11 protein-coding genes and 1 pseudogene are annotated in these 12652 nt (G+C 44.0%); 2 read left to right on the top strand and 10 right to left on the bottom strand.

Translation table 11 applies throughout. The features are described from left to right. Both BG32_RS05210 and BG32_RS05205 read left to right on the top strand, forming a co-directional pair. A pseudogene (locus BG32_RS05210) lies at window positions 1–384 on the top strand (hypothetical protein); the annotation flags it as partial. Window positions 385–398: 14 nt separating this feature from the next. Further along, entirely contained in the window at window positions 399–1247 is an 849-nt protein-coding gene (locus BG32_RS05205; RefSeq protein WP_014730238.1) for a rhomboid family intramembrane serine protease, read from the top strand. A gap of 30 nt (window positions 1248–1277) precedes the next feature. On the opposite strand, the gene BG32_RS05200 is transcribed toward BG32_RS05205, so the two are convergent. The 10 genes from BG32_RS05200 to BG32_RS05155 all read right to left on the bottom strand — a co-directional run. Then, a complete protein-coding gene (locus BG32_RS05200; protein WP_006491983.1) occupies window positions 1278–2441 on the bottom strand; it encodes a type III PLP-dependent enzyme in 1164 nt (387 codons plus the stop codon). 126 nt (window positions 2442–2567) lie between these two features. Further along, entirely contained in the window at window positions 2568–3518 is a 951-nt protein-coding gene (locus BG32_RS05195; protein WP_014730237.1) for a GAF domain-containing protein, read from the bottom strand. 3 nt (window positions 3519–3521) lie between these two features. Further along, a complete protein-coding gene (locus BG32_RS05190; RefSeq protein ID WP_259459533.1) occupies window positions 3522–4688 on the bottom strand; it encodes an LCP family protein in 1167 nt (388 codons plus the stop codon). Between the two features lie 35 nt (window positions 4689–4723). Further along, a complete protein-coding gene (locus tag BG32_RS05185) occupies window positions 4724–5434 on the bottom strand; it encodes a hypothetical protein (RefSeq protein WP_014730235.1) in 711 nt (236 codons plus the stop codon). After that, complete coding sequence (gene yqeK, locus BG32_RS05180; protein WP_121526514.1) at window positions 5421–6014, bottom strand: bis(5'-nucleosyl)-tetraphosphatase (symmetrical) YqeK; 594 nt, start codon at window positions 6012–6014, stop codon at window positions 5421–5423. The genes BG32_RS05185 and yqeK overlap by 14 nt, the downstream gene beginning before the upstream one ends. Then, window positions 5986–7209 carry a hypothetical protein gene (locus BG32_RS05175; protein WP_121526513.1) on the bottom strand — a complete coding sequence of 408 codons (1224 nt, stop codon included), beginning with the start codon at window positions 7207–7209 and terminating at the stop codon, window positions 5986–5988. Before BG32_RS05175 ends, yqeK begins: the two co-directional genes overlap by 29 nt. Window positions 7210–7225: 16 nt before the next feature. Continuing rightward, on the bottom strand, window positions 7226–7504 hold the full coding sequence (locus BG32_RS05170; RefSeq protein WP_121526512.1) for a DUF503 domain-containing protein: 279 nt from the start codon (window positions 7502–7504) through the stop codon (window positions 7226–7228). A 103-nt stretch (window positions 7505–7607) separates the two neighbouring features. Beyond that, complete coding sequence (gene fusA, locus BG32_RS05165; RefSeq protein ID WP_006491972.1) at window positions 7608–9680, bottom strand: elongation factor G; 2073 nt, start codon at window positions 9678–9680, stop codon at window positions 7608–7610. Window positions 9681–9708: 28 nt separating this feature from the next. After that, entirely contained in the window at window positions 9709–11382 is a 1674-nt protein-coding gene (locus BG32_RS05160; RefSeq protein ID WP_099771868.1) for a phosphodiester glycosidase family protein, read from the bottom strand. A 12-nt stretch (window positions 11383–11394) separates the two neighbouring features. Then, a partial coding sequence (locus BG32_RS05155; protein ID WP_121526511.1) for a thymidine phosphorylase occupies window positions 11395–12652 on the bottom strand: 1258 nt, incomplete at its 5' end.

Below are 12652 nucleotides of genomic sequence, written 5' to 3'. Positions count from 1 at the left end.
ATTATGGTGATCTTCACTCTGATCACTTATGGTCTATTCAGCTGGTTCATGAGATACAGGTTGGCCGCGATACAGAGGTTCCATAATCAGATCGAGAAGAAGCTGGATGAGCTCGAAGAGTCATTCAAAGACAAAGCGAAGAACATTAAGAAGGAAAAGGAAGAACAACCATCGAGATCCATAAGTGAAGAGATTCTTGAGAAGTATTCAAGAAGTCTGGCTTCTTCTGAAGAAAGCGATGATAGAAAGCTGATTATCGCTTCTCTCTTCAAGGATCTTGGCAACTTAAAATCCGATCAGGCGAGATCACTTCTCAATGATCTTCTCTCAAAGCAATTACTGACGGAAAATGAATTCAACAGACTAACAAGACTCTTAGTTTAGCGGGAGGAAGAAAATTGATTCGATTTAGAAGTGCAACAATAACCCTGATAATCATAAACGTAATCGTGTATCTTCTTGTCGCGTTTATGGGACTATTCAGAGGTCCGCAAGGAATAAGCTACCGTGATCTTATAACAGTCTATGGAGGCGTAAGCAGATTTGCTCTTTCAAACGGTTTGATATATACTCCTCTAACTGCTCTCTTTCTTCACGGCAATTTAATGCACATTCTTTTCAATATGTGGGCACTTTTCCAGCTCGGTCATGTAGTCGAAGGAGTCTATGGATCAAAGTGGTATCTTCTCTTCTATTTCGTTACTGGAATAAGCGGAAGTCTTAGCGCAGCAGCCTTTTCTACTGCATTCACAATTGGCTCGAGTAGCGCGATTTTTGGCCTGGTTGGAATCCTGTTCACTCTTGGACTGAAAAAAGACACTCCAGTAGTTCTGCGTTCTATTACTGGATACTCTCTGCTACCGATTATCCTGATTAACCTCTTTCTTGGTTTCAGCATTCCCGGAATCAGTAACGCTGCTCACATAGGAGGTCTTGTTGTCGGAGCTATAATAGGCTGGTTTGCCAAGCCGGCATATGCAAGGTCTGCTAGATCTAGAAGAGTCTACACAAGGGTAAAGGAAAAGACTCCAGAAGAAGCCTCGCGAGATATCTTAGTCAAGTATATACCAGTCCTTAACGGCATGAAAGACAATAGATCTGAGGAGAGGACTATTAGAATTGCTCAGCTCAGGAGCGAACTGAGTAGTCTCAAGGACCAGGAGATAGGATCCAAAGTTCTCTGGGAGCTGTATAAAAGGGATCTTCTCTCTCAAGAGGAGTTCGAAAGACTTAGAAGGTTCCTGTGAATTAAAAAGAGCCCCTATTCGGGGCTCTTTTTATTCCATGAAGTCTCGTTCTATAGGCATTTCAGCATCTATGAAGTCTTCCACGAACAGAACTCTCGGAGCATCAATACCATTGAAATTCGTAGCATACTCAGTTGTGTAGGCACCTGCATTAATGAAGTACAATATGTCTCCGTAGCCTATGTTTTTCGGTAGGTCTATCTCGTGGTAAATAGTATCTACCGAATCACATGTGGGTCCTGCCAGATGAAAGGAAATCTTAGTATCGTCAACTTTTCCTTCGGTCAGAACTTCATACCTGAAACCTTCTATTGTCTCTGTTAGACCGTGAAAGACACCGGCGTCGATATATACCCAGTCTTCACTGCCCTTCTTGCTGCGAAGAATCACCTGACTGACGAGAATTGCCGAATTTCCAACCATGGACCTGCCTGGTTCAATGAAGAGCTCAAGATCAGGAACAAAAGACATGTATTTGTCCAGTGCTCTGTTTATTATGTCGCCATAAGACTTTACAGACTTGATCTCTCTTACATGCTTTACGGGCATTCCTCCGCCAAGATTTAACATGCGCAGGTTAATATTCTTGGCACGAAGAGTCTTGAAAACCTCCGAAGCATCCCTTATTGCATCGTCCCAGCTATTTACGTTGTAGTTTTGAGAACCAACATGGAAGCTAACACCGTAAGCGTCGAGGCCAAGCTGATCGGCATATTCCATGATAGAGATCACATGACCGACATCCGTTCCAAACTTTCTCGAAAGCGGCCAATCACAATCTCCACCGCTGGTTGCGATTCTCCCGTAGACTTTACTTCCGGGGGCGTGAGCCGCTATTTTTTCTACTTCCATTTCCGAGTCGACAGCATAATAGTCTATTCCTACGGAATAAGCGTATGCGATGTCTTCGACTTTCTTGATGGTGTTTCCAAAACTCATTCTTTCGGGGCTTATACCCAATGCCAGAAGCTTCTCAATCTCACCGCGTGAAGCTACATCGAAATTGCTGCCGAGATCCCGAAGAGTCTCGATAATCCTGGGGTGTGAATTCGCTTTAACCGCGTAAAACACCTGGACATTTCTAACATGGCTTACAATGTCGAAATAATTGTTTCTAACGTAATCCATATCCATTATCAAGAACGGTGTCTTTATTTCTCTTGCGGCCTTCCTAACCTCAGGGGTAATGTGCACTACGGCATCCCTCCTATAAAATAATCAAGTTATTGTAGCATCGAAACTATGAAGGAATGCCAAAGATACAATGTCATTTATAGTTTAATAAAGTTACAATACTATGCACCCCAATATTAGCCATTTTCAGCTTGCAATCAGGAGTCCACATACTTTTTCGAGAAATTCCTCATCTAGGCGGTCGAAACTATTCTGAAAATGACTGTCAATATCCAGTTCACCTATTACCTTTCCGTCAACTATTAAAGGTAGCACGATCTCGGCTTTCGTCTTTGAACTGCAAGAGAGATAGTTGTTCTCCTTTGATACATCCGGCACCAGGAAAACCTTCTTAGTTTCTGCGGCTTGTCCGCAAATTCCACTTCCAAAGGCGATTTTCACATGTTCCGTGGGTTCTCCGACGTAAGGCCCTAAAACAAGGGATCTCTCTTCATTGACGAGATAAAAGCCAGTCCAGTTGTAGTAATCAACATACTTGTCCAGGAGCTTAGAGATCATTGCCATCTTTTCTTTGAAAGAACGGCCTTTGATTTCTCTCTCAATCACATCAAGTATCAAGTCAAATCTTTCGGATCGTTTCCCGCTGTCCATAGTATGACGCACGTTTACCCTTGAATACTCAAGGAAATCCTTCAGGGCCGCCAATATGACGCTTGAGAAGTCTTTGATGCTCCCTTCTTTCCAGCAAAACAGGAGATCTATCATCACTACATTTCCTCTGGATGTTGGGACTATGAGATGTTGCTGTCTTCCAAGGGCACCCAGTATGTGGATCACAAAATCCTCTCTTTCAAGATGAAGCTGGGGAGACATCTTGCCGAGCTCTTTCAGAACTCTCGATTTCTCAATAGGTCCCTGAATCTCCCAGTAGTGAGACAGCCTGTCAATCTCTCTCCTTTCGAGTTTGTCTAGTGACAGAGAGAGTTCTTCTTCGTCAAGGTTGTTCTTGAACATGTACTCCTCTAGAACTCTAGGATGCTTCTCTCTATAACTTGTCCAGAAATCGAACCATCTCTCCTTTGGATAGCTCAAAATGCCGAAGTAATCATAAGTGAAATCCCTGAAAATGCTCCTCATCTACTACCTTCCCCCTACTCCAAGCAACACATAAGCATCATACTTAGCTGGATAGAATCTATTCTTTGACAGGGAATCTATCAACGCATAATAATAATCAAGCCCTCCGAAGCTGGAAGTCAACATAACAAAGGGTCTGTGATAGACGTGCGCCTTTGAGAAGAGCTCTCTAATTTCTGAGTCTTTCGAATTTATGAACAGATATGTATCGCGCTTTTCAATGCCTGAAATATTCGGTACAAAACCCGTGGCATCTACTTTCACTCCTGCCTGAGCAAGCCACTGACTTTTTATTGTTTCCGCGAAATCTCCAAATCTTTCCTCATAGTCGGGAATATTGTTTATCACCAGAATCTTCGGCGATTTGCTTTCGATTTCGACTGCTTTCGGTTCATCGCTGCCGGGACCGGTTGGAACTATCTGACCCTCATCATCGATGTAGTAATCTATCTGTGTGAAACTTACGGACCTCTTACCTGTGAAGAAACCAACTGCAAAGTCGGTGAGAGTCTTCTTGTCTATGCTGATATCTGTCTTTTCAAGCACGAAATCTATCATTTCTATCATCTTCGATGGCCCAGCACTTACAAGATTTCGGATGAGCTGTTCCAACACTCTCTTCTGTCTATCGATCCGACCAAGATCACCCGAATCAGAGCTTCTGTAGCGAAGGAACTTCAGCAGGTCCTCACCTTCGAGAAAATAAATGCCAGGTTCGAAATGGATGTGAAGTCCCTGCTGGAAATCGTCGTGATGCATCGGCGTGGTAACTTCAACACGAATAGGACCGGTGAACGTCGTTATTTCGGTCACAGTATTGAAATCAACAACAACGGAACCCGTTATCGTTCTCCCGGTAAGCTTTTCCACTTCCTCGATAAGCGCTTCTATCCCAAAGGAGTTGTACAGGGAGTTGATCTTTCTCTTTTCAGATCTGTAAGTAACTACAGTGTCTCTGGGGATGCTCTTTAACAAGAGACCTCCGGAAGTCCGAAAATACACAATCGAGATATAATCTGTTCTTCCACCAACTGCGTCACTTGAGTTTCCACCGGAATCTACTCCTACGACCAGGAAGCTCTCTGCCGCAAGATCTTTTGCCGAGAAAGAGTAAAAAGCGTCCCTGAAAATGAGAAAAGTCAGAAAGAAAAAGAGAAAAACTTGCAGCACCGTCAACGCCACAAGAAATAGATGAACAGATTTCATTAGTCTGCTAATGCCTTTTTTACTGTCTCCAGTGAATCGGGTTTAAGATACATTCGTGAAACCGTTTCGCCTCCAACTCCCACTGATATCTTCATCGGAAACTCAGTTAAGGTTTCGAGCTTATAGGTCATCCTCGATGAATTTCCCAGGCGACGAAGTAGAACAGCGATCCCTTCAGAAGTCAATATGGAAGCGACGTCGTACTCCTTAACGGTTTGAACGAAATCATTTATCTTCCAGTAATCAAATAACTTAAACCCTCGCAGAGCCATGGCATCGATGAGTTCGACAGGATTCGAAGCATTGACCCCGAGTTTTGAAGAAAGAGCATCTATCAAGTCGGGGGTGAAATTGACGAAATAAGAGAAATCACCTGAAGTACCAAGCCAACTCTGAACTGCTTCAACGGCATCTGCTCCTAGTTGCGGATCAAGAACCTCTTTGGAGTTCTGAATAGTGGCGAAAATTGGGAAGATTACAAGCGATGTTCTGCCCACCGTCGTAGTCCTTACATAGTAATAGAGAGGATTATCCGCAGACTGCCAGTAGAAGAGATAATCTACATACTCTGCCTTCATCTCATCGCTGCTGTTGACCCCATTTACTATGAAATACACATAGCCTGCACCTGCTACAACGACAAGTACAATCACCAAAATCAACCACAATAGTTTTGGACCACGTCGTCTCTTGGGCTTAATTAAAGACATGACTGGCACCTCCATGTAATTCATTCCACGTCCACACGGTCTCGGGAAGCAAGAGACTGTCCGACTCAACGGCCCATGTTATTTTCAATCTTATCACGTCAACAAATGTTTTTTCCAGATCTACTTCTGCAGTTTCACGAATATGAAGGGCTTCGGAAAAGTCTCTTCCTTCTTCAGCAATATCCGAAATCATCAAAATCTTTCCCGTAGTACTCATGCCCGGAATCCCGCTTACATGCCAGTAGACAGCCTGAAAGACATCACCGTCAACTCCGTATTCCTCTTTGAGATAAAGGGCGGCAACTTTTCCGTGAAGAAGAACAGGTGCAACCCTCTCCATTTCAGTCATATCAATCCCGAAGGAAATAGCTAGTCTCATTAGTTCGTCTTCCGCCTGGTCTCTAAACATATCATGTGAAACGGCAGCGAGACCAACTCCTGAGGAATCGATACCATGAATGCTGCTTAATCTCTTTGCGAGTCTTTCCACTCCCAAAATATGCTCGAATCTTTCCGGAGAGCACATCGACTTTGCCTTGGCGCGAACTTCTCTAGTTACCGTATCGTACTCTGTAATCAACTTTAACCTCTGCAATTTGATCGGGTTCAACCGTTATAACTGCCGACCATTTTCCTTCAGCTTTTACGTATTCGAATTTTTCGTTATTTTCCATATTGATTTGGTCTACATTTTGTCCAAGATAGTCCTCGATCACTACCGCTGACGTTTCTTCAGACAGATTTCTCACGTAATATGTATTTCTAATGTATCTGTACGTACTATCAGTCTTCATTGTCTCCGAAATCTTCTTTCCAGCAATTTCAATAGATTTTGCAACGTTTTCCAGTGAAATATTCTCTCCTTCAGCTATGTTCCCAATTCCCGCCGAGCCCAAGTAAACCGAATCGCTCCAGATATCTATGATACCAGATGGAAGATCTAGCGGGACCTCTTTGAGGCGGACATCAATATCGACACCCGTATAGTTGCTCGCTCCCCAGTTGGCCCTGAACACTAGCCTCTTTTCTCCTTCAACAAACCTCGATAGAAATGATATGTAATTGATCCCACGACTCAGCGGGACAGAAATCTCGTAAAGCCTTGTTTCAGCGCCAGAAGTAGTTGGGGATATTGAGTAGGATGCATTAGCCATTTTGCTTGAACTCTCTCTAGCAGAGTAGCCAAATTCAGGATTCGAAGATACAAGTGTAATTGTTGACGGTGGCTCAACGCCTAAGTCAACAATCATCAGACCAGTCATTGAAAAATCGTCCACCGATAGAGAGTACCTTGCTGTCCAGCTGTTATTCGTCGTTTGGTAGGCAAACCTCGCGTGCCCGTTGTAGTTTTCTTGAGTCTCTAGCAAGAATTGTCCTGCTGGAGTGTACTCACCAGTGAAAACAGGTGAGCCCTTTGGATTGACAAGTATTTCTCCATATGAATTTCTGAATACGGGAAAGTCAGAAATAACTTCTAGCATTTCCGATCTTCCATCGTCAAAGAGGAATTTGATCCATCTCCCTATTTGTTTCTCATATAGGGACTTTAGGCTATCGGCAGGAAGATATCTTATATGTGTTCTCTCAGGAGCACCGAACACTGAAAGGCTTTCGGGTACGATATCAGCTCCATACGGCAATTCTATGATTGCGGTCCCATTCTCGAATACGACTTCTCCGGAATAGATAGAAAACCCGTTGAAGATATACAACTGCTGAGAAAGAGAAATAGATGCTAAAAACACCAGCATTAACGAAACTAGAATTTTCTTCATTCTTCACCTCCATTTATTACCAGATCTCTCCGTCCTCTCCTGAGACTTCGAGACCGTTCCAGATTATTCGCTGCCAAACCGATTGAAAGAGCGAATCTAGTTCGCCCCTTTCGTTTGCCACCATGCAGACAGTGATTTCGCTCTCTTCTTTTGAATCATGTTTCCCCGTCTCAACGACTGAAGCATTGAATTTCCTTCGAAGGTCATTTAGGACAGGCTTGATTACGGCTCGTTTCTCCTTTAAGGAACTTATTCCATACAATCTCAAAAGATAAGTCATATAGCCCACGTGCATTTTTTCTCGGCTCCTCCTAACTCTCAATCCTATGACATCCACTGGTCAACTAACGTTCAAAGAAAAGCGGGGGATTTCCCCCGCTCAAGTATCGTTTATAATCTCACTTCTGCTGCTCTTCCAGTTCTCTCTGCCTTTCAAGAATGATCTTCTGCTGGACATCGGGCGGAGTCTCCTGATAACCACTGAATTTCATGGTAAAGTATCCACGACCACTCGTAATTGAGCTGAGCTTATTCGCAAAGTCTAGCATCTCTGCGAGAGGAACTTGGGCAACTACCTTTGAAGTACCCTTGCCCTGAGGTTCCATTCCCATTGGTCTACCTCTTCTAGAAGTTATTTCACCCATTATGTCTCCCGTGGACTCCTCAGGAACAAAGACCTCGACATCCATCAAAGGTTCAAGAATGACAGGGTTTGCTTCTGCCATCCCGTTTTTGAAAGCCTGTCTTGCAGCTATTTGGAATGACATATCTGAAGAGTCAACGTCGTGGTATGATCCGTAGAAAAGGGTTACTTTTGCGTCGACAACGGGATATGAAGCGAGAACACCTTTCTTCATAGCTTCCACAATGCCCTTCTCGACAGCTGGGATATAGTTCTTTGGAACGACACCCCCAACGATTTTGTCTATAAACTCAAAACCTGCGCCGCGTTCATTGGGCTCAATCTTTATCTGAACGTGCCCATACTGGCCATGCCCACCAGTTTGTTTTTTGTGCTTGTACTCGGCCTCAACAGTCTTCCTTACTGTTTCTCTGTAAGCGATCTTCGGCTTTCCAACTTCTACATCAACAGAGAATAGCTTCTTAAGCCTCTCGATCATAATGTCCAGATGGACTGAACCAAGACCGCTGATAACTGTCTCGTTGGTCTCAGGATCATTTTCCCACTTGAATGTGGGATCGGATTCTGCCAGTCTGGCAAGACCTCCACTTATCTTATCTATGTCTCCCTTCGACTTCGGCTGGATAGACTTTGATATCATAGGTTCGGGCATAACCGGCAGGTCAAGCTTCAGCTGCCTATCCTTGTGTGCAACAGTGTTACCGGCAGCGCTCTTCTTAAGTTTGCTAAGCTTCACTATGTCTCCCACTGTCGCTTCGTCCACTTCAATTTCCTTTGTACCCTCCGGAAGCATAACGTGACCTACCTTTTCGGAGGAATCCTGATCAACAACATAGAAAGAGTCTCCCTGCTTCAAAGTTCCTGAAAGCAGTTTCATAAAAGTGAGCTTACCAACAAAGGGATCGACAACAGATTTGAAAATGTAGGCAACAAGTGGTTCTTCCTCAGCAGGAACTACATCAATCTTTTCTCCGGAGAGGAGCGTTGCCGCTTTCGGAGAAGCTTCTGAAGGCCCCTTGCCAACTGCACTCACAAAGTCCAGGAGCTGTGAAATTCCAATGTTCTTTCCAGCTGATCCAAGAAGGACCGGAATTACTTCGTTCGCAAGGTAGGCTTTCCTGAGGGCAGTGATCAGTTCCTCTGTCGAGAGTTCTTCTCCTTCCAGATACTTCATCATCAGTTCCTCGTCGTTCTGAACAATATCCTCGATCATTTTCGTTCTAGACTCTTCGGCCGCTGACTTTAGATCAGCAGGAATATCCTCTTCCTTGAAAGCGCCTTCGTTCTCGTAAATATAGGCTTTCATCTTCACCAAATCTACAATTCCCCGGAAGTCCGCTTCTCTCCCGATTGGAAGCTGCACAAGGACCGGGGTTCTCTCAAAAGTATCCGCCAGATCCGAGAGGGTTTCTTCGTAACCGGCTCTCTCCTTATCAAGCATATTGAAGAACGCAATAATCCCCTTCTTGAGCTCCTTGGCAATCGAACCGAACCTTTCTGTCTGTATCTCAAGCCCGGCAGTTGAATTTATTACCGCAACAACATTCTCCGATGCAAAAATACCATTTGCTGTCTCGGCATAAAAATCCGACATACCGGGAGTATCGATCACATAGATTCTCTTATCATTGTGGGGTAAGCTGGTGACTCCCATTGAGAAACTTGCTTTCTTCTCTTTTTCGACTTCTTCTGAATCAGTCGCCAGGATGCCTATTCGATCAATAAGCTTTGCATTGAAAAGCATCGCATCAACAATTTGAGTTTTACCTGACCCGTGGTGCCCAATGAGTACAATATCTCTTTTGGCATCGACCGGAATCTTGTCCATATCTGACCACCTCCAAATCTATTTCAATCTATTTACGCGACCCGGTTATTATTACGGGAAGAGAGGGAACTCCTGAGGATGGAGAATTGATTATTTCGCCATTCACAGACATCACCGATGATTTGCCGCCATCAAGACACATTAGAGATTCAAATCCCTTGTCTTTAAAGAATTCTATCATCTCTTTGAAAGTTAAGCCATAGCTACTGTGCTGGTATCCATCGATAACAATGAATACTACTTCTCCGGTTTCTTTGATGCCAACAAGCGTTCTCGGTGCTCTGACATCCAGAAGAGATGCCGAATAGTAGTTCTGCTCATAATCAGTGACCGGTCTCCCATTATGAATTATCATGGGTCCACCCTCAACTGCTCCGGTGATCTTCACGCCAAATGAATTCATTAGTTCAAAGGAAACCGATCTGCCTATAAAAGCAGTATCTCCAATTTTCTGCAAAGATGATGGTGAAAGAACCAGCAAATCAGTATCTTTCTCCACCTTTGATGAAAATCCTTCCTTTACAATCCTTCCATCCTTTACCACCAGATAAGTGAAGTCATCGAACTCTGGAATGCTGTTACGGTATTCATCGGTGTACAGCACTGCTTCGCCTCTGTATGGAGAATTAACACCCGTAATCTGAACAAACCGATCATCGAATTTTGCGAGGTACAATATGTCCATCCTTGTAACATATGTTTTTCCATCTTCAGTGAAATATATCGCCGGTCTTCCCAGGCTTGGGAGACCTAAGACTTTTCCGTTTTGAACAAGAAGACCAATGGGGAGGTTTTGATTCTGGTCGAAGTAGCCGCCGTTTATCATAATCTCTGAACCACTCTCTCGCAATACATCAGTTGCCTTTTCGAGGCCACCAATCCCATTGTTCGCAAGTTGAACGCCAAAAGAGAAGCTGGAGCCGTTCATTTCAAGGTAAGACATAGTAAATTTCTGGCCACCTGAATAGGATTCAAAAATATTCAAGCTGAAATCCGTACTCGTTTCCTGCTCTATCGTTCTCCCTATGCCGCTTTTTCCCATGAGAGTGAGGGTTCTCCCTGTAATCTCATATTCTACGTCTGGCCAGGGTTTCTCCACGGATATCTTTACAAACCCCCTTCCCGTGGCCACTGTCACTCCTTCTGCATCCAGAAAAGGATCGATTTTTGCCGGCTTCAAGGTTAAAGCTAGAGAACCGCTTCCTGTCCACCAGACAGTGAAAAAATCCGGGAGAACGTCTCTATCCAGAGTAATTGAAACAGATTCAGGCCTGTTCACAATGCTTTTTATCGTTACAGGCTGCGCATAGAGTATCAGTGCCTCAGTCTCGCTGAAGAAAGACTTGTCGGTAATTGCGGCAAGTAGCTCGGCATTAATGTAGACCATGCCATCCTTAAAGATCATCGAGTTGTCAAATTCACTTCCAAATTCCACGGTTGCCCTTTTTGTCTCGTGAGATAGAGAAACAATTATTCCCGAAGGGAGAATCATTATTGTCTCTTCCTGACGAAGTGATTGAGAGACAACTACTCCTCTTATCAGCTCACCGATAATATCAAGTTTTACAAAGTCCATAGATCGGTCAGTTACAACGGAGTTGGTAAAGACCCTCGTCTGCCCTCTTTCATCAAGGTATATCAGATTCTTTGCTGATGAGACCAATGAAATGAGAAGAAAACAAATAAAGATAATGCGTTTCATATAATGCACTCCTTAGATCACTTCGTAAACTATTGGAGGAGGGGATGTTTTCTGCTCTGAAATGACAAAGCTATCAACAAGCCTCTTAGCCTCATTATCGGCATTTCTTTTGTCATTTGCATAAATAACTGCGATAACTTCATCTTTCTCGACCCTATCACCAATTCTTTTCAAGATTCTTACTCCCACCGATGGGTCAATAACGTCTTCCTTACGTTCTCTTCCAGCACCCAGCCTCATGCAGATCAGTCCAATCGACTCCGCATCAACTGATTGTACGTATCCGCTTACACTTGTCCTGACTTCCTCAACAATTTCGGCCTCTTTGAAATGAACTGCATAACTTTCGGAAAATCCTTCTGGGCCTCCTTGAGCGTAGACAAATTCATCGAATTTCCTCAGTGCCTCGCCGGAGAGTATCAGTCTATCGACAGTCCTCAATGCTTCTGCCTCGCTTTTCATCCCGCCCGCTACGAGCATCTGACCCGCGATTATTCTACACAGAGAGCTAAAATCCTGTGGACCGCGTCCTTTAAGGGTATCGATGGCTTCAACAACTTCAAGGGAATTCCCCACTGAAACGCCCAGCGGCTGGTTCATATCGCTAATTACAGCCTTCGTGGCTCTTCTGTTCTTTCTTCCTAAATCAATCATAGCTCTTGCAAGCGTTTTGGCACCACCCAGATCTTTCATGAAGGCTCCTGTACCAATCTTGACATCAAGGAGAATTCCATCCGAGTCTACTGCGAGTTTCTTGCTCATTATGCTTGACGCAATTAGCGAGATCTCATCAACAGTTGCTGTAAGATCTCGAAGAGCATAAAGTTTCTTGTCCGCAACTGCAACTTGCGCTGTCTGACCTGCAAGGGCTATACCAATGCGCTCGGCCTGCCTTTTGAATTGTTCTATGTCCAGTGAAGTCACAAAGCCTGGAATTGATTCAAGTTTGTCGATTGTCCCACCGGTATGACCAAGCCCTCTTCCAGACAATTTAGCAAAAACTAGGCCGGCGGCTGCTACAATAGGTCCAACAACTAGAGTAACCTTGTCGCCAACCCCACCGGTAGAGTGTTTATCGATTTTTCGACCTTTGATAGACGAAAGATCAATCCGATCACCAGACTCTATCATAATTTCAGTGAGATGGAACCTCTCTTCTGCATTAAGGTGATTGAAGTAAACAGCCATTAACCATGCTGCCATTTGATAATCGGGCACAATTCCTTCAACGAAACCCATTATCAGTGAATCCAGCTCTTCTCTGGTGTTG

Origin of the sequence: Mesotoga sp. HF07.pep.5.2.highcov, assembly GCF_003666285.1 — a bacterium.
Lineage (GTDB): Bacteria > Thermotogota > Thermotogae > Petrotogales > Kosmotogaceae > Mesotoga > Mesotoga prima.
Note: the sequence above shows the minus strand (reverse complement) of the source record. Positions and strands in the feature narration are given on the sequence as shown.

Bases quoted from the DNA above. Each gene is read 5' to 3' on its own strand.
- BG32_RS05160 (WP_099771868.1), bottom strand. From the start codon at position 11,382: ATGAAACGCATTATCTTTATTTGTTTTCTTCTCATTTCATTGGTCTCA.
- BG32_RS05195 (WP_014730237.1), bottom strand. From the start codon at position 3,518: ATGAGGAGCATTTTCAGGGATTTCACTTATGATTACTTCGGCATTTTG.
- BG32_RS05175 (WP_121526513.1), bottom strand. From the start codon at position 7,209: ATGAAGAAAATTCTAGTTTCGTTAATGCTGGTGTTTTTAGCATCTATT.
- fusA (WP_006491972.1), bottom strand. From the start codon at position 9,680: ATGGACAAGATTCCGGTCGATGCCAAAAGAGATATTGTACTCATTGGG.
- BG32_RS05170 (WP_121526512.1), bottom strand. From the start codon at position 7,504: ATGCACGTGGGCTATATGACTTATCTTTTGAGATTGTATGGAATAAGT.
- BG32_RS05185 (WP_014730235.1), bottom strand. From the start codon at position 5,434: ATGTCTTTAATTAAGCCCAAGAGACGACGTGGTCCAAAACTATTGTGG.